General features: G+C 55.6%; 12 protein-coding genes and 2 pseudogenes. 3 read left to right on the top strand and 11 right to left on the bottom strand.

Annotated features, from left to right (window positions below; all coding sequences use genetic code 11):
• The first annotated feature begins 96 nt into the window (after positions 1 to 96).
• Positions 97 to 2,100, top strand: a complete 2,004-nt coding sequence (locus AFK24_RS15440) for a sensor domain-containing diguanylate cyclase (protein WP_065834086.1) — start codon at positions 97 to 99, stop codon at positions 2,098 to 2,100.
• 42 nt (positions 2,101 to 2,142) lie between these two features.
• On the opposite strand, the gene dacB is transcribed toward AFK24_RS15440, so the two are convergent.
• A complete protein-coding gene (dacB, locus tag AFK24_RS15445; protein ID WP_065834027.1) occupies positions 2,143 to 3,612 on the bottom strand; it encodes a D-alanyl-D-alanine carboxypeptidase/D-alanyl-D-alanine endopeptidase in 1,470 nt (489 codons plus the stop codon).
• Between the two features lie 320 nt (positions 3,613 to 3,932).
• On the opposite strand from dacB, the gene AFK24_RS15450 reads away from it, so the two are divergent.
• The gene (locus AFK24_RS15450; protein WP_020290150.1) at positions 3,933 to 4,277 is read left to right on the top strand and encodes a YggL family protein; all 345 of its coding nucleotides are present in this window, start codon (positions 3,933 to 3,935) and stop codon (positions 4,275 to 4,277) included.
• 79 nt (positions 4,278 to 4,356) lie between these two features.
• Here AFK24_RS15450 and AFK24_RS15455 read toward each other — a convergent pair whose 3' ends face one another.
• From AFK24_RS15455 to AFK24_RS15485, 9 genes and pseudogenes are all read right to left on the bottom strand, one after another.
• On the bottom strand, positions 4,357 to 8,031 hold the full coding sequence (locus AFK24_RS15455) for a transporter substrate-binding domain-containing protein (RefSeq protein ID WP_080482162.1): 3,675 nt from the start codon (positions 8,029 to 8,031) through the stop codon (positions 4,357 to 4,359).
• An 8-nt stretch (positions 8,032 to 8,039) separates the two neighbouring features.
• Positions 8,040 to 8,666 (bottom strand): response regulator transcription factor, encoded by a 627-nt coding sequence (locus AFK24_RS15460; RefSeq protein WP_065834028.1) that lies wholly within the window; start codon positions 8,664 to 8,666, stop codon positions 8,040 to 8,042.
• 327 nt (positions 8,667 to 8,993) lie between these two features.
• Positions 8,994 to 9,311, bottom strand: a pseudogene (locus AFK24_RS15465) (response regulator); the annotation flags it as partial.
• Between the two features lie 238 nt (positions 9,312 to 9,549).
• Positions 9,550 to 10,566: a hypothetical protein gene (locus AFK24_RS31595; protein WP_240500393.1), complete on the bottom strand. Its 1,017-nt coding sequence runs from the start codon at positions 10,564 to 10,566 to the stop codon at positions 9,550 to 9,552.
• Between the two features lie 444 nt (positions 10,567 to 11,010).
• Positions 11,011 to 11,409: pseudogene (locus AFK24_RS32065) on the bottom strand (TniQ family protein); the annotation flags it as partial.
• Positions 11,406 to 12,305, bottom strand: a complete 900-nt coding sequence (locus tag AFK24_RS15470) for a TniB family NTP-binding protein (protein ID WP_170826340.1) — start codon at positions 12,303 to 12,305, stop codon at positions 11,406 to 11,408. The pseudogene AFK24_RS32065 and the gene AFK24_RS15470, both read right to left, overlap by 4 nt.
• 326 nt (positions 12,306 to 12,631) lie before the next feature.
• Positions 12,632 to 14,530 (bottom strand): DDE-type integrase/transposase/recombinase, encoded by a 1,899-nt coding sequence (locus tag AFK24_RS15475; RefSeq protein ID WP_065834030.1) that lies wholly within the window; start codon positions 14,528 to 14,530, stop codon positions 12,632 to 12,634.
• A 121-nt stretch (positions 14,531 to 14,651) separates the two neighbouring features.
• Entirely contained in the window at positions 14,652 to 15,395 is a 744-nt protein-coding gene (locus AFK24_RS15480; RefSeq protein WP_139110508.1) for a hypothetical protein, read from the bottom strand.
• A 2-nt stretch (positions 15,396 to 15,397) separates the two neighbouring features.
• Positions 15,398 to 16,051, bottom strand: coding sequence for a hypothetical protein (locus tag AFK24_RS15485; protein ID WP_065834032.1), 654 nt, complete (start codon positions 16,049 to 16,051; stop codon positions 15,398 to 15,400).
• Positions 16,052 to 16,460: 409 nt separating this feature from the next.
• On the opposite strand from AFK24_RS15485, the gene AFK24_RS15490 reads away from it, so the two are divergent.
• Positions 16,461 to 17,360, top strand: a complete 900-nt coding sequence (locus tag AFK24_RS15490; protein ID WP_139110509.1) for a hypothetical protein — start codon at positions 16,461 to 16,463, stop codon at positions 17,358 to 17,360.
• Here AFK24_RS15490 and AFK24_RS15495 read toward each other — a convergent pair.
• Entirely contained in the window at positions 17,353 to 18,282 is a 930-nt protein-coding gene (locus AFK24_RS15495; RefSeq protein WP_065834034.1) for a DNA-binding protein, read from the bottom strand. The genes AFK24_RS15490 and AFK24_RS15495 overlap by 8 nt on opposite strands.
• Positions 18,283 to 18,515: the final 233 nt, after the last annotated feature.

Genomic DNA, 18,515 nt, shown 5'->3' on the forward strand with positions numbered 1-18,515 from the left:
AATGCGATTTCAGGCTAGGCAAATTAGTGGCGAATAGCTATAACAGAGCGACGATCAGCATGATCTCTCACTGTGCTGGCGCCGCGAGTTCTGCGTATGCCGTCCATTCCTGTCCGCCGGAAGATTTTTGGCTTTATCAGCGAGCACGCTTCCCCTTGGGTTGTTGCAATAACGGCCCTGGTTTTGGGGGCAGTGTTGACGATCATCCTCGCTCTTGCCAATTTCGAACTCTACAAACGCCAGCTGATCCAGCGCTTCGGTCTGCTGGCCAACGAGCATTTCAGTCGTATTCAGGAGCGCCTTGACGGCCAGGTTTATCGCCTGGACAGTCTGCGGCGCTTTTTTGTCTTTTCCGATCAGATCAGCCGCGCGGAATTCAATGGTTTTGCCGCGCCGTTGCTGATTGGCACCCAAGCCTACTCGTGGGCGCCGAGGATCGTCGAGTCCGAGCGCGAGCCCTTCGAGCGTCAGGCGGTGACCGAAGGTCTGAACGGCTTCAGCGTGCGGGAGCTGGACGCTGCGGGCGCGCTGCAGAAAGCTGCGGTAAGGGCGGAATATTTCCCGGTACTCTTCACTCAGTCACGCAGCACATTGCCATTGCCGCTGGGCTTCGACATTGCCTCCGAACAGGTGCGCCACGAAGCGCTGGAGCGGGGGCGCCAGCTGGGCACCATGGTCGCGACTCCGCGCCTACGGCTGGTGGGTCTGGAGCCCATCAACGCCACTGGAATCCTGTTGCTGTCCCCGGTGCTGGTCGGAGACGCCAGATTTTCAACACAGGCGGACGACGTAACCGGCTTTGTCACGGCGGTGATCAGCGTGAGCGCGTTGATGACTGAAGGCTTGCCGTCCCGCGAAAACCTCGCCGTGACCCTGCGCGATCTGGCTGCGCCTGAACAGTCGAATTTGTTGTATGAGTCGCCCGTTGTGGCGGCCGAGAGTGATTTGCGGGTCAGCACGCTGCTGAAGATGGCCGATCGCGATTATCTGCTGGAGATCCGCCCAACCCCGGCATTCCTCAACAGCAATCAATCGCAGAGGGTCAACGTGATCCTTCTGGGTGGCCTGCTCAGCGTGATGCTCAGCGCGTTGCTCTACAGTCTCGTCGGCCAGCGTCAGCGCGCCTTGCGTCTGGTGGATCAACGCACTTCGGAGCTGCGCCAGCGCGAGCAGCAATTGCGCGGCACCCACGGCCAGCTGCGCAATGTGCTCAATGCCGCCACCGAGGTGGCAATCATTGCCACCGACCTGAATGGTGTGATCAGTACGTTCAATGTTGGCGCACAGAAAATGCTCGGTTACACCCATGACGAGGTCGTGGGGCGCTTCACGCTGAGGGATTTGCAAGTGACGGCGGAGCTCGAAGAGCACGCCGAGCGCCTGAGTGTCGGGTATGGCACGCGGGTTTCAGCGGGCGAAGCCCTCTTTGTCGAAGCCAGCCAGGAAAGTATCCACCAGTCTCGGGAGTGGACTTTTGTGCGGCGTGACAGCAGCACATTGTCAGTCAATATGTTGGTGACGGCCGTGCGGGACGAGCAAGGCCAGTGGGTCGGCTACCTGGCTGTCTGTATTGACATCACCGAGCGCAAACGGGTCGAGGAAGAATTGCGCAGGCTAGCGGTAACTGATTCGCTGACCGGAGCGTTTAACCGTCGCTATTTCCAGGAACGCTTCGCGGTTGAACTAGGCCGGGTCCAGGGGAATGGGGGAGAGCTGTCGGTGATCATGCTGGATGTCGATCATTTCAAAAGGATCAATGACCAGCTTGGGCATGCCATGGGCGATTGGGCGTTGCAGGCCATCTCCCAGCGCATCAGCCTGCGGCTGCGTAGCAATGATGTGTTCTGTCGGTTGGGCGGGGAAGAGTTCATGGTGCTCTGTCCTGGCACCGATGCCGTTCAGGCGTATCAACTGGCCTTGGATTTGTGGCGTGAGCTGCGCAGTCAGCCAGTCGATGGTATTGGTGTCATTACCGCGAGTTTCGGCGTTGCTGGCTGGCGCGAAGGGGAAGGCGACGATGCATTGTTGCTGCGCGTGGATTCGCGGGTCTACGCAGCCAAGCAGGCGGGGCGCGACCGGGTCGAGCCGGAGCAGCTTTAAGTCTTCAGCAAAGGGGCCGGTCTTGCGACAGCCCCCTTTTGATTACTGCTGCTGAATCGAAACGGTGTTGTTGACCAGCTTCGGCTGGCGATACAACTCGACCAGCACCTCATCGAGCACCGACGATGCACCCCATGGGCGCGGGTCATTAAGGATGGCCACCACCGCCCAGGTATTGCCATTGCTGTCGCGGCTGAAGCCGGCAATGGCGCGAACCGTGTTCAGCGTACCGGTCTTGATATGCGCCTCGCCCAGCAGCGGCGTACGCTTGAGACGCTTGCGCATGGTGCCATCCATGCCAGCCAGCGGCATCGAACTCATGAACTCGGCGGCATAAGGGCTGCGCCATGCGGCCTGCAGAATGATCGCCATTTCACGAGCGCTGACGCGTTCTGCACGGGACAGGCCGGAACCGTTTTCCATGACCAAGTGTGGAGCGGTGATGCCTTTTTTCGCCAGCCACTGGCGGATCACCCGCTGCGCGGCCTTGGCGTCATCGCCATCGGCTTCGTTGCGATATTCCGAACCCAGGCTCAGGAACAACTGCTGCGCCATGGTGTTGTTACTGAATTTATTGATGTCGCGAATGATTTCCGTGAGGTCTGGCGAGAACGCCTTGGCCAACAGTTTCGCGCTGCCCGGCACAACGTCGACGCGGTCCTTGCCAAGGATGCTGCCGCCCAGCTCCTGCCAGATCGCGCGAACAGCGCCTGCTGCGTAGGTCGGGTGGTCGAGCAATGACAGATAGGTCTGGGAATTGCAGCCATCGCCCAATTGACCGCTGACTGTGACGACGACCGTGCCGTCCGCCTGCGGGATCGGGCTGTAACGCACGTCGCCGGCGCATTGCTTGGAGGACACTGCCTTGACCTGATTTTCCACGCGGATGCTGGCAATCGGCGGCTCCACGGAAACCAGAATCTTGCCGCCATCGTTGCGGGTGATGAAACGCAGGGCCTTGAGGTTGATCATCAACGAGTCGGGTTTGACCAGGAACGGCTTGTTCTTGTCGTTGCCATCATCGTCGAACACCGGCAGCTGCGGCTGCACAAAATGGCTGCGGTCCAGAACCAGATCACCGGTAACCTGCTGGACACCATTGGCGCGCAGATCGCGCATCAGCAGCCAGAGCTTTTCCATGTTTAGCTTGGGGTCGCCGCCGCCCTTAAGGTAAAGGTTGCCGTGCAGCACGCCGTTGTTCAGGGTGCCGTCGGTAAAGAACTCGGTCCTCCATTGATGGGTCGGGCCGAGCATTTCCAGCGCTGCATAGGTGGTAATCAGCTTCATGGTCGACGCCGGGTTGACCGATACGTCGGCATTGAAAACCGTCGGATTGCCAGGGCCGTTAAGCGGCAACATCACCAGCGACAGTGCATCATCGCCAAGCTTGCTGGCTTTCAGGGCTTGCTGAACCTTGGGAGGCAGCGTGGTATTGATCACCGCGGCCTGAGCAGGCAGCCCCAGTGGCAGCAGAAGGGCGAAAAAAAACAGAGGACGCAAAGATTTGATCATTCAATAAAACCCTACTGCAAAGAGGGGGAGAAATAAGAGGGCATGGATGGATTCCCTCGACAAAATAAGTAGCTGACGCCGACGGTTGCTGAAAAAAGTCGCCTGGACAGTCTATGGAGGTCGAATAGACGGCATTATGCCCCAACCAGCGGTGACTTGTGCTCCGGCGCGAGCGTCTCGACCGCTATTTTTTATCAAGTGCCGAGCTGGGCCGCAGAAGCCTGTTTATCGGCAATACCCGAGCTGGGGCGTGTTAGGCAGGCAATTGGCCGTCCAAACTGCTAAAGTGCCGCCCGATATTACTTATGAGGATTTGTTCAATGGCCACTAACCGTTCCCAGCGTCTGCGCAAAAAGCTGTGCGTGGATGAATTCCAGGAGTTGGGTTTTGAGCTGAACCTGGACTTCAAGGAAGATCTGGATGACAAGGCGATCGACGCGTTCCTCGAGGAGTTCCTCAAGGACGCCATGGAAGCCAATGGTCTGGGTTATGTTGGCGGCGATGACTTCGGTCTGGTTTGCCTCATCAAGCGTGGCTCGGTCAACGAAGAGCAGCGCGCTGCTGTTGAAGCCTGGCTCAAAGGCCGCAGCGAACTGACCGAAGTAACCGTCAGCCCGCTGATCGACGTCTGGTACCCGGAAAAACCAATCAATCCGGTAGCCTGATGTTCCGAGGAGGCAGGCCGCGCGCCTGCCTCCTTGTTCTACTGCGTTTCCCTTCCGGTTTGTAGATGTAGATCCCCGTCTAGTCGTGGATCCCCTCGTTTCCCCCGTTGCGGTTGCCCGATTCATCTTTCTGATGGAGCGCGTTGCGCAAGGCTGTCTCCAGAACACTCATTGCAGCGGCCAAGGCTGCCTGGCACGCCTCAATAATCTCCACAGGTTCGTCCTCGCTACAGGCGTCTTCCAGCGCTTCACATCTGTCGATGACCTGAACCGCCCGGATGATCCGCGCTGCGCCCTTGATTTTGTGTGCCATCTGACGAATATCTGCCTGATTCGCCGCTGCCTCCAGGCCGGTGAGCTCCTTGCGGTCCTGTTCGCAGCTGAGCAGCAGTTGCGCCAATAGCCGCTGAACGCTATCGGGACGATCACCGGTCAACAGGCTGACGCTACCCATATCGAATACTTCGGGAGCTAATATCTCGGGGCGTTGCCGGGCGCGAGGCTGAAGCTTGTCCAATCGCTCGTTGAGCGCCTTGAGGCTGATGGGCTTGAACAGGCAGTCGTCCATGCCGGCATCCCGACAGCGCTGCTTCTCTTCCGGTTGAGCATTGGCGGTAAAGCCCCATATCGTGCAGCGCTGGCGACCTTCATCCTGCTCATGGTTACGTATTGCGCGGGTCAGGTCGTAGCCATTCATCACCGGCATGTTGCAGTCAGCGATCACCAGATCGAATTGTCCCGGCGACCAAAGCTCAAGACCTTGGGCACCATGTTCGGCAGTCGAGCAGTGATGACCGAGAAATTCGAGCTGCTGACACAGAAGCATGCAGTTCGCTGGATGATCGTCAACGATGAGAATGTCCAGCGCAGTCGTTTCCTGGGGTGGTGCTTCCTTTGCAGGCGCGGCGATTTCCAGTGGCTCCAGAGTCGTCAGATCAAAGGTCATGTGTATTTGCGTGCCATCGCCGGGCTCACTGCTAAGGGTCAATGTGCCGCCCATCATTTCGCACAGGTGACGGCAGATCACCAGCCCCAGTCCGGCGCCGGTACGTGCCTGTTGACCGGTGTTTTCCGCTTGGGCAAAAGGCTCGAACAGCCGCTGCTGATCCTCTGCGCTGATGCCGATGCCGCTGTCCTGGATCAGCACGTGCAGTCGCAATTGTTGTGGGTCCGGGCTGGTATCGGTCTGCAGGCTGATTCTCACCTGACCCTGCTCGGTGAACTTGATCGCGTTGCTGATGAGATTGGACAAAATCTGTTTGAAGCGCAGCGGATCGATCAGGACATCCGTGTTGATGCCGGGGTCCAGATCAAGCAACAGGCCGAGGCTCTTTTGCCGGGCCAGACCATCGAAAACGCGAAATACCGATTCGACCAGCTGACGCAGATTTGCCCGCTCCGGACTCAGGGTCAAGCGTCCGGATTCGATGCGCGCGATATCCAGGATGTCACCGATAAGCTCCAGCAGATCCTTGGCCGAGCCGTAGGCCACCTCGATGGCCGGACGATCCAGCTGACCCTGGTCGGCTCGGCGCAGGGCCAGTTCGAGCATGCCGATCACCGCGTTCATTGGGGTGCGTATTTCATGGCTCATGGTCGCCAGAAAGGTGCTTTTGGCACGATTGGCGTCATCGGCCTGATCCTTGGCGGTGCGAAGTTCCTCGATCAACTGGCGCCGCTCACTGATGTCGATCCAGCCACCGATGACGCCCTGGACTTCACCCAGCGAATCACGGAACGGCAGGATCCAGTGATAGATCGTCAGATGTCGGTCGCCGATATGCAGCGTGCGGTCGAGGATCAGTGGAGTGCTGCTGGCCATCACCCGTTTGTAGTCGGCGGCATATTCGTGGGCTTCGTCGACATCACTGAGAATGCCCTCGGTGACGGTTTTGTTGAGAATGTCTTCGCGCCGCGCCGAGAATGCTTCCAGATAGCTGTCGTTGCACATGCGCAGCAGTCCTTCGCGGTCGCGCACATAGATGGGATGCGGAGTGCCGTTAACCAGGGCGCTCATGAACTCGAACTGATCGCTGAGCGCGCGCTCGGCCCGTTCGCGCTGTTTGATCTGGCGCCGCATGTAGGCATTCCAGGCCAGTGAACCGAGCAACAACAGTCCGGCTCCGATGAGGATCTGATAGATCTGGCGCTGATAGTCGTGCCAGTTGCCTCCGGCCGGGGTATATGAGCGCCAGCGGTTGTTGATCACCGCCAGGTCCTGCGGGGCGATGCTCGACAGCGCCTTGTCGAGAATGGCGCTCAGCTCAGTGGCCTTGCGCGAAGTGGCCATGGAAATCAGGGCCGGCTCGTTGCCGACCGTCGCGGTCATTTGCAGGCGATCCTCGAATACGCCGGAAGAAAGAAAATAATTGGCGATCAGCAAAGATGTGATCGCGCCTTCGACTCGACCCTGGGCAAGCATGTCCAGGGCCTGGAAAGGGTTGTCCACTTCGATGGGCACGATCTCCGGGAAATTGTCCCGCAGGTAAGCCGTGAGCGGGCTGCCCACGTTGATCGCCACTCGTTTGCCGTTGAGTTGCTCAAGTCGGGGCGGATTGTCTGGCCATTTGCGCGTCACCAGCACGAATGAGTTATCGACGTAAGGACGACTGAAACTGAGCTGGTCTTCGCGCTCTTCACTGGGGATCAGCGCTCCGATCATGTCGGCCTGACCCTGACTGACCCGGTTCAGCATGTCGGACAGGCTTTGCGACCGACTGACTTCGAAGCGCAACCCGGTGCGCAGGCGCACCAGTTCCAGCAGGTCGGCGGTGATGCCACGGAAGTTGCCGTTGGCATCGAAAAAAGTCAGCGGTGCGTAGGATTCATTGATAACAAGGCGTACGGTTGGGTGTTGCGCGATCCAGCGCTCCTCACGCTGGGTCAGTTGCAGTTTCTGATCGGTCAACATCAGATCGTCAGCCCCCCAACGCCGGGAGATGGCGATACGCTCATCGACACTGATGGACTTGAGGGTCTGATTGAGTATGTGCAACAAGGGCGTACCGTCATTGCGCACCGCAAAGCTGAAACCATTGGCTTCATGCTTGCCGAAATTAGCCATCTGCACGTTATTCAGATAGCCCTTGTTGATCAGGTACTGGGTGGAAATGGTATCGCCGAGAAAGACGTCGGCCTGATTGAAAGCAACGGCGTTGATTGCGCTCTGGAACGACGGGTAAGTCTTCAATGTGGCCCCCGGGTAGAGGGTTGCGACGCTGGACTCCGGTAGATAGTGATAGACCATGCTCAGGCGTATGCCCTCCAGGCCCTGGTTCAGTGCGCGCGTCTCGCCGACGCGCGTCACCAGAACCGGCTGATCCACTGCATAGGGTGTAGAAAGCTTGAGACTGCCATCGATCGCTTCGAAGCCGTTTGCGCTGCCGAGCAGATCGATCTTGCCTTCCTTCAGGGCGGTGATGGCCGAAGCTCTGGAATCATAGCGCTGGACCTTGACGGGCAGGTCCAGCGCTACGGAGATGATGCCGGCGTAGTCGGCGGTGAAGCCTTCGTACTCTCGACCTGACTGGGTTAGATCAAACGGCGGGTAATCAGGGGCAGAAGTGCCGAGGATCAGCTCGCGCTTTTCGTGTACCCACTGCCACTGCGCCTTGTCCAGCTTGACGTCCATGTGTCCGGGACTGGAGCGACTCAGCAGGCGGTAGGATTCGCCGTCAGCCGGAATCGCCTGTGCGCTCCAACTAGCGCAGACACAGGCGACCAGTATCAAATAATGTTTAATGCGCGTGGACATCCGGTCCCTCACACGAGCGCGTTGCGTTTTGCCATCTCGATAAGTTCTACCAAGGTTTTAACCCTGAGCTTTTGCATCAGGCGTGTTTTGTAAGTGCTGACAGTCTTATTGCTGAGAAACATTCCCTTGGCGATTTCTTTATTGGTACGACCCTGAGCAAACAGCTGCAATACCATCAGTTCGCGATCATTCACCAACTTGAACAGTTCGATTTCGCTGGGTTGGCCGTTTTCGCCAGTAGCTTTGGTCAGCGCCTGACTCGGGAAGTAATTGTAGCCGGATAAAACGGCTTTCACCGAGCTGAGCAGTTCACTGAGGTCTTCCTGTTTGCAGACATAGCCTGCGGCACCCGATTGCATGCACCGGATGGCGAACAGGCTGGGGGTCTGCGAAGTCAGGACCAGAATCTTCGAATGCAGACCCATGGCATTGAACCGGGCCAGCACTTCCAGGCCATCGAGCTTGGGGATGCTGATGTCGAGGATGATCAGATCCGGCATGCATTCGCGGACCATCTGCATGGCATCCACGCCGTTATCGGTTTCACCCACCACTTGATAATTTTCGTTTTCCAGGAGCATTCGAACGGCGAGGCGAATAACCGGGTGATCGTCGATGATAAAAACTGAGTTCATGATTCAATCCATACAAGCTGCGAAGAAAGCGCGCACCTTAGCTCAGATGTTCAAGCAGGCCCATGAACAGACTGCGCTGCAGGGTATATATAGGAAATGTCCTACAACAATTAAAGTATCGGAGTACGAGAATGCCCATTTTTCGTTGCGTTAGTGTTTAAATTATCAACGGCATATCGTGAGAATTCAGTTATAAAAAAATGCATTGTTTATTTCGGTTGGGAAATTTCCTGCAAACTAAGGAATGTTCGCCTACAGCCTTCACTGGTTGATTTCATCGCCATCTACTTATCGCTTCACTACTGTCTCGTCCGGCGTTTGGCTCAATCATGCGTCCGGGAGGGCGGCATCAAGCATGCGGCACAGATCCGGGCCGTGCAGGGGTTTGCTCAGGCAGCCCAATAGCGGAAGGCCGCGTTCGAGTGCCATCTGTTCAAGTGCGTGCAACTGGCTGTCGCCCAGTCCGCTGAGGAGTATGGCGCGGCGGACGAAGCCTCGTTTGTGGGCCCGTTCAATCAGGTCGAACCCCTGGAAGTCCGGCAGACCCTGGTCGCAAAGCAGCAGGTCGTAGGGTTTGGGAGTACGGGTCATGGCTTCCAGTGCCTCGCTGGCTGTGAGGACGGGGGTCAGCAGGAAATACCCCTGCGTGAAGTTTCCTTAGAAACGAAAATCGCGTGCCTACACTAGAGCCCTTGCATCGTGGGTTTCAACAGAAGATGAATTGAAAGTTTCATCAGTAATTGGATTGGGTTTGAAAGCTGTCAGAATAAATTGAATGTTCGCTCAATAGTCTGTGCGCACGCAGATTGGATTGCGCCTAGTGTGATTGGCAATCAATAGACTATGTGTAAGGTGGGGAGTAGTGCGATACAGAGAATATGCTTTAGGATTCAGGTTGATTATATTTAAGTATAAATTTCTGTGTGTGAGTCTTTGCAACAAGCGGTTTGCCGGGTTTAAGTATTTCTGCGCTTAGTAGCGATTTGACCGTGTTGACTCCGAGCGAGAAGCGCGCAGCAGCCTCGCGTACAGAATAATAGGTGGCTAAATGCTGTGCAGCCATCTTTACATCGGATTGAGAAACGTAGGTCGTTTTTCCCCAGTGTTCAGTGCTGATCAAGTTTGTGGAAATAAATCGTGAAGAAAATAGACTGCGATTAATGTTAAGTTGAGCGCAGGCTTCCGACACCGAGCAGTGACTAGTCCGCCACGCCATTAAGCTTTGTTCGTCGGTTGGAGTGATATCACGGAGCGACTGATTACATTTGAAGTGATTAACAGCTAAGTCTCTTAGGTCTCTCGGTGGCATGGATAGGTATCGAGCCTTGCTGGCGAGCCAGCAGTTTCCGGCTTTTTTTATGCGAACATTCCTAATTCTTAATGCCGCGAAGTCTTCGGCCTGAATTGTTGAAACCTCGCGCCTAAAATAATAAGCTGGGATCCAAGGTCCTAATGAGGAAAGTGCCTTGCATATATTTTTTTTGCGTAGCGTTGTTATAATTGCTTTATTACTTGTCTCAAAACGGATGGCCAGTTCTGAAGCAAGAATGTAGTGATCGAAGAAGCGTTGCACAGCCGGCGCCTCAATGTAATACTTTCCCTTCGCGACGCATATCCTATCCAAAACCCCTGCCCGGATGAGGCTGATGACGGATTGGGGGCTAGTGTGAAGTTTGTAGGCTGCATCAACTGCGGAATAAAAGTTTTCGGTAGGATACCCCGTCTTATCAAGTTTAACACGGGCCGAAATTTCTCGCCGGATCACTTCGCACAAGCGTGGTATTTTAAAGTGGTTTTTGTCTGCGTGCACTGAATGTCCATCGTGAAGGTTCTCATATGCCAGTTGTCGGGCGCGATAATTGTTGACGTTTGCCGCATATTTTAGCTCTGAAAGAGTCATTCGCAATCCGCCGCAGCAATCCTTTTCGCATGTGCAACTTTCATTTTTATGCAGTGATCGGACTAGCTCTATAACTCGTGCGCGAAACATAGGTTCCGTTACAGTTAGCCAAGGCGCCTCAAAGACAGTCACTGGTAAGCCTCTATAAAGCCGCATGTCGTTGATAATAAGTTTCTTTAGTTTTCGCACGGGGAAAAGAAACGGTGCCAACGGGTTGGGTAATTGATCTTGGTACTGTAGCCTTATTCCATTAGCTTTCAACGCGTGATCCAGTGCGAACGCAGCGCTACGAGGGCCGAAACTAGACGAAAACTGAAACCCGGTTGACGTGTATGTCAGGCAGCCCTCGCTGTAAGGGCAACCGCATTTGCAGCTGAAGCCGTCGATTGTATTCCATTTGCTCGTACGTCCGCAGTTGCAGCATCGGGTGAGTAGTGGAATATTGTGGATAGGACAATAATCGAATGCCTTTAAATCTTGAGTAAAACGAGTAAAGCCTTCGGTCACGCAAAATGGGCAAGGGCGAAAATCTGTGCAAATTTCGGGACGTAAGACTGCTTTTCCGCCGACCCATACTTTACTGATACGGCTGAAGTTTTTATGTGGCTGGCGGTAAAAAGCGAGCCGGAGTTCTTCAGCGAACTGGGGGGCCTCGTGACATAAAATCTCACACCACGGTCCATTTACAAGGCGTAAGTCCAAATGACGTTGACCACCCTTATCACCGAATGCGCGACACATGTGCTGGACATTGAAAAAGCCATTGGCTTTAGCGCACCGTATGAGCAAGCTGGTCGGGCTCTCCATCGGCTGTGGGCGAGGCACGTAGGCTAAGAGTTTCATATGAGTTTATGCAAAATTTTGTGCAGCTCAGCTTCGCTGGCCGCAAATGGATTTTTCGAAAGCTTTATTTGACCTAGAAAGGTCAGTCGGTCGGCCGCAGCAAGAAAATCTGCTTGAATGAGGGTGTGATCCCCTCTGTTCAAGCTCGATTTAAAAGCCGCATGGAGTAAATGTCGTAGGCCGCGCATGTTGCCGCCGGTGTAAATGTAGGTGGCTAACGCGAAGTAATCGTCTGATAGAAATATGTAGTTTTGGATTTCGCCCAATCTGATCATTTCGCTGGTCAATTTTGCAAGCACTTGTCGCCATTCAGCGCCGATATTAGCGCCCGCAGGCCCATAGCGGAAATTTTCCATTCGCAGGCGACAAGGATACCGCTGACTTAACTGGGCGTTATTGTCGGCGATTTTTTCAAAGGCGGGCGTTCCGGCGAGCAAAACAGGTATTCCTGATTCATTCAAGAGTGTTTTAACCCAGTCACACATGATCGCCCGGGTTTTATCGGCACCTTTCTCCGCCAGGTGTTGAAACTCATCAAGAATGACCAAGCGGGTTTGGCATGTTTTGAGTAATCGTACGATAGTGTGTTGCATGGTTGCACTCTCCCGCGCTGTAGCATTGGAGCCCAAATCGTGTAACATCGTCAGGGACAACTCCTTTATTGTGGCGTGTGCGGGAACTCGGCAATAAAGGCAAGGGATGATCTTTGTCAAACCTTTGGCATCCTCCTGTTCTCCAGGATGGCTCATCTGTTCCTGCACCCTTGCACAGACCCTGGACTTTCCTGTGCCCGGAAGCCCCAATAACATGGCAGATGCGGGATCGTCCATTTCTGCCGTGTTGTCTAAGCTTTCGAGAATGCCGTGTACTGCTCCTTTAAACTGAGGATGTTCCACTGTAAACAATCTAAACTGTTTTAAGATATCCGACGTGCTGTTGATGTCGTATCTCCTTGATCATGCTTGTTGGACTACGGGACATAGGGGGTTCATTTTGATTCGGCCGTTTCAGTCTGCTTTGCATTAGGCTGCCAACTGGCCTGCCTTGCGGCACTTGTCCCAACGCGCGCTAGTCCATCCTTAGATTCGCAGTCGCGGTCCGGCGAATTTCATCGTGGCGTTCTACGGGCGGTTAATTAAAAGTGCCTTTACTTAACAGCGCACCTAGACCAGGGAGCGTGCCCTTGAACTTCACTTATGAGATTCACGTTGTTGGCTCCAAGTTATGTGTTTTGATCTGAAAGATAGAACGTGTCGTAGTCCTCTTGTGCAGTACAGACATTATCAAAGTCCCTTGAGGAGGGGGAGGGCTCTGCAGGGGGTGTGAGGCGAACCTGATGGTTAGGCTTTGGGGCTGGGCGCTTACGCTTACGCGTAATGAAGTCGATCTCCGCTGCGCTGAGCTCTTTGCGAAGTTGCCATAAGGCTAGAAGTGCCACCCTTTCTGTTAACTGTTCACCGCGGTGCTTCAGTCGTTGTTGCACCAATAGGTGTTCATAGTGGGTCAAGTGTTCTTGGTACGCCGGCCAGGTGCCCACGCCACGAAACAACTCGTCTGGGCGCTCTGGCAGTGCTACGAAGACCTCCGCTAGATTAGAGGCGTCATAGTAGATGATGGCCTGCTTACCGGGCCTTAATCGGTTTTGCATTTCAGCCAGCCCTGGGCCGGTCCAACTCAAGTTGAGAATACTCACTCTCCCTCCGTTGATTTTTCGTCTCTCAATGCGGCGCGTCAAATGATCCAAATCCTTTTGTGCGTATTTTTGTGGCGGAAACTGTTTAGCCATCTCCCGATCCCATATCGCGTTCGGTGACTGTTTGGTATTACTAGGGCAGTGGTTGTGGTAGTAACCCTCGAGCCAGGTCCGAAAGTAAGCTTGTACCTGTTCGATGGTAAAACAGGCTTTGGCGGCTGAGTCATAATCCCCTCGTGCGACCGGGTTTGAGAATGTTGTACCGGGTAGCGTGTGGGTGAACGAGCTGTTGAGTGTTTCGAAGAATCGCTCTATATGCGGTTTGGCATCAGGGGTGTTGGGAGGGACGTAGCGCAGTTGAATACCCAGAACTTCTGCCGCGACTCGCACAGTTTCGTTCGCCACTTCAGTTCCATTATCCACTATCAGTTCTTGCATTTTACCCCGCTGCAGCTCTTCGCCTTCCACCGCAGTTAAGGCCATTTTGAATACGCGAAGGGTCTTTTCTGCACATGGCGGGGTCAGGGAGAGATCATAGGCAATGATTTTACCGGACTTAACCTCGATGGCCGCCTGCAGGTGGCCGATACGTCCGATGGGTTCACCCGCAACATCTACGAGTTGTAAATCCAGTGGCGTTGAGTCCAGCTCGACCTGCTCCAGTAGGCGGCTTGGTTCTGCCCATTTGATGCCAAACTTGTTGTTTTTTTGAGCTCGGCGTGCTCCTAACCGACGGGTATCCTGCAGTAGACGACAACGTTGATGAACGCGTCGATAGACGGTACTCAACGACGGCGTGGCTATACAACTGGCATTGTTTTCAAGGCGTAAAATATTATCGTGGATGATCTGCCCACAGATAAGTTTGTAGACATGCGCGACGGTGGGTTTTTGATCCGAGAGATATGCTTCGTCGATGTATCTGCGAATGATCTGCGAAGTGTCTTCAGCTGTTATTTTGCCTCTCGGCCGTTGGCTTTTCAGCTTGAGTAGAGAAAATGGCGAACCGCCATGCTGGCGGCAGCGGCGGCTCCACGCCCAGACGCTGGAATAACTAGGGGGCTTGGCATCCCCATACTGCACGGCCAGCTTTTTCAGCTCCGAGGCGCACGCCTCACGGGGTAACCGGTCGGAAAAGGCTTTCCGCAATCCTTCAACATAGAAGTATTTGCGCCGCGCGCGTATCACGCGCGGCGCGTTCGAGTCGAGAAAGTATATAGCGTTGGATTGTTGCAGGGGCGCTGATTGGTACAAGATAATCTCTTTGCAGAACAGCAGCCTTTCGAAGTCTGCGAGCGCGAGGTACTGCGCCCGTTTGCCATCCACATCGCGCAGCGATACCAGTTCGGGCGTGAGGTTGATTATTTCGTACACTCGGCCGTCCATCATGTATTGAGAGCCGACGGACGGCGGCAGCGGTGTGTCCATGATTATCTATTCCGTTAAGCAAGGGTGAAGCACACGGCCAGACAGTGGTTACCGCCCATGTGCTATGGGGTGTGGTGACTCAGCGCCGACCGTCCAATCAATTGGTCGGTCGGCGGTGCGCTCAGTGACCATCGTTGCGACGGTTCCAACCGAATGCACGCTGTTGACTGGTAATTAGCCATCGAGCAATAGCCTCGCAGGACAGGGGCGTCAGTCGCACCTCCGCGAAGAGTACGCCGCCACTCAACGTGTCGACTATCGTGTGCAGATAACCCCTGCGTACCAGCGCGCCCGCGCCAGTGTTTAACTTCACGTCGATGTCGGCACAGGCATAGCGGTAATGCCTCCGGCACGTTTTGCGGGTTAGGTTAAGACGGCTTTGTCCACGATGATGTTGCGGCGCTGCGCCGCCCAGCGTTTTTTTCTTTTCAGGCTGATCCCCCTCTGCTAGCCGACGGGCATTTCGTAACACCCTAGTCGGGGGGCTCGCGCCCAGCGCCGGCAATCTGACTGTGGATCGAACGGCATCGGCGCGCGCGGGTTCTTGGCAGATCATCAGGTACAGCTTGGACAAGGAGGCGTGCGGTCGTGAGTGCCATACGTTTTCGATGAGCTGGTCGAGGACGAGGCTTCCGATTTGCGCGGCGTGATGATGTTGCGCTGCGTCTTGAGGCGGAGGCACCATCGGTTGGGACTGGGCGAGCACAACCAGCTCGGGTGGAAGTAACGTGCTCTGATAAGCGCGCTTTGCACGGCCCATGACCCTCTTGCGGGCTAATACTGCTGGCGAAGGCTTCACGGTTCCCAGGCCAGGTTGTTTTCCGTTACGCAGGGTGCGGCGAGTGCGGCATTGACGGACGTTCATGGTTACATCCTCTTGGTCAGTTTGCTGTCCAGCGTCAGCGGACGATCCAGATCGGCGAGCAACTCTCCGCTGAAGATAGCTTTGGCGAGAGCCCGCAGGGAGGGCGGCGTTGGGTGCAAGCAAACTTCACGTAAACTTAAGGTCGTATCTTGCTGCGAAAGAAAAGCCGAGCAATAGTCGGCTTCCCATTGGGTGATCCGGTGGATAAGGGTGTACAGCATCTTTAAGTTACTCAGCCGTACCGCCCGCTGAATACTGCCAGCGTCGGCTAACTTGAACCGGATTGACTCCCGGTCGCAATGGTCAATAAACTCCCTGAGGGTGATGCGGTATTTAGCTGGTGCTCTCGTAAAGTCCGGTTTCACCTCGGTAAAGTGATTGGCCGCCAGTTCATGGATTACATAGAAGTCAGGCGTGTATTGAAACCTTGCAGTGTTCCATGTCCAGCGAAAAGTATGCGGTTGCGCATGATAGCTTTTGACATCGACGTCCCACTCCAGCCAAATACAGTAACTGGCTTCCAGGACACTTTCGCAAATGACTTGACCCTGGTTCTTGACTGAAGGGAAGTAGATGGTGTTTCGACCATGACGGCCCCGATGAATGTCGCGGGCAGGAATCGCCCCTTGCTCGAGCCACTTCAGTTCATCCCACATGGCGATTCCTCCCCAGCGTTGGCCTGATCTGGGCAAGCCCAGAGCGAGAACATGAGCGGTACCGTTGCTGGTAGCTTGGTTGGAGTGCTGACCACGACGGGAGCTTCAGTGTCCGAGTCATCAGGTTACGCCGACGGTATGTAATTTTTTAGCCGCTACCCATGCACCTGATGTGCGCCCCAAGATCCGCTGAAGTGCTGATAGATCCAAGGCCCGACAAAACAGTGAGCGTTCCACGGTGAGGACACTCGTGCTATAGAAAGATAGGAGTACGTACCAATTGTTGAACTGAACGTTCGCATCGGGAACTTGGCTTGGGCGTAGCATGACTAAAAGGAATGGTCAGAGGGCCAGTGCGATGATTGCGCTGATGAGACGGGCGAGTGGGAAGGTGGGCGAAGGGCGAAGCATGTCCCGCGCGGTGGCAATTAAGTGTCAACACTTACAAAACATGGTGATGGCACACGCGTGGGCCGAGCTGGCCAACATAGAACCGGGCGGCTATGCGCTGGCTCGGGCCTATGAGCGGCGAACCCGGGCCGCGTGTGGCAGCCAAAATGCTGAGCGTTGGGCCGCCGAGTTGGCCGGCCAGCGGGCCTCACCGGGCCATGCGGCGATGCTGGCGACCTTCTCTGTAGATCTGAAAGCGCTGCGAGAATTGCTGTTATGGGAGGTGCTGAAAAGCCCATCCCAAACGCGGGCCAATTGGTTAAAGCAGGTGGGCAGCCGTGACCCGTGCTGTGCCAAAAGCATTGCGCTTACGTTAGCGCACCCCGTCCAGTTGTTACCCACGCTACCCGAGCCAGACCATCTGACGAGTCTGCTGATCCTGCTCAAAGAAATACCCTCATGTTCCTGGCTGGACAGCGTTAGTTACCGTCGAGGGGTTATCAACAGCTTGGCCAAACTTAGCCTGGAACCTGGTTGGTACGCCGCGCGGTATGTGCTGCAGTCTTTACTCCAAGATCAACTGCCGACTGACGACCCGCGTTATTGCGGCTTAGTTCATGATCCGACCAACGCCGACGAGTTAGATAAGCTTATTGCGCAATACCGAACGCTTCAGGAGTTGGGTTCTGGTCCCCCGTTATTTCTGACTGTCAGCAAGTCCGAGTGGGCACTCTTCTGCGCGATTGTTGAACGCGCCACTCCGCTGCACCGCCGTGCTTTGGCGAATGCGCTCCTTCAGCATCACCAAACTCCCCGACCGCTCCTCGGTCACCCACTGTTGTTTGAGTTATATACGCAAATGAATGCGCTGGATCGAAGGGCTGCCTCGGCGCTGGAACAATTGGAGCGGATCATTTAGTCGCCTCAGTGCATTGGACCGCCGCCTGTTTGAGGCTTTCACACTCGGCTGTTTTCTCGTCCAGGGCTATCTGCAATCCCGTTACCCGGGAACTGTGCGCTTGGGCTTGCCCTGACAGCTGAGCATGCTCCCTACTCAGCCGTTCGAAGCGTTGCTGCAGATCGCGCAATGCTTTGGCGTTTTGCTGATGGGTGTGGCGGCGTTGATTGAGGTCTTCGACGAGTCGGGCGTTGTCCCGGTTTAAATCGATCAACTGCTGTTGGGCGCCTGCCAAGGTCAGCGCGGTCGACCGCACTTGGCGGGCCAGCTGTTGCACTTGATGTTCATGCTGGTGCACCAGTTCGGCGCGCTGCGCCTCACTCGCCTGACGAAAATGCTCAAGGTTGTCCTGGTTGTGTTTGGCCTGCGTGACCAGCAGGTCAATGGCCAGCTGTTTTTCCTCCAGCCGCGTACTGAATTCCTGCAGGTTCGCCCGGGCGGACGTAAGGGACGCGTTCAGCGCGGCAGTGTGGTTTGCGTCGAGGGCGCGCTGATCGCGTTCTTCTGCTAGCGCGCGTTCCAATCCGACGCCGGCTTGGCGCGCTTGCGACAGGGCCACCTCGGCCTTATCGAGTTGCGCTTGCAGCGCTGCAGCAGACGCTTCCCAAGAGGCCTTAGCGTCATCGACGATGGCCTGAGCCTCCGTGGCCAACTGCTCGCCCCATTGCGCGGCGAGCGCCAGCACGGCCTGGCTGACTCGTTCATTCCAAGGCGTCCCTGACATCCGCGGCTCCAGTTCCTTGAGATAGCGAGAAATGGTGGTCTTGGACCCCGTGTTGCCGAGTTTCACCCGCACTGCATCGATGCTCGGATGCTTGCCTTCCGCGAGCAGGGCCGCGCGCGCTTTTTGCACCACGACCTTATTGATGGCACCCCGAGCCATCGCGTCCTCCGACGATATCGTACCAGGCTACGTTTCATGTAATTACAGGCTATCAATGAGCCATTTGCCGGCTTGCTCGTCGCCATTCGTCAGGTGGGATAAGTCGGCGTTATCCCGTGTCAGCGACCGTTGGTCGCTTTGGTACTAATTCCGTAGCAGTTATGGCCTCTTCGGTTGCTGACCTCAGGACGCGCCGAGGGCCGGTGAGGCCATCCGAGGTACACCGCGAAAGG

The sequence above is a fragment of the Pseudomonas syringae genome (assembly GCF_001698815.1).
Taxonomy (GTDB): domain Bacteria; phylum Pseudomonadota; class Gammaproteobacteria; order Pseudomonadales; family Pseudomonadaceae; genus Aquipseudomonas; species Aquipseudomonas syringae_A.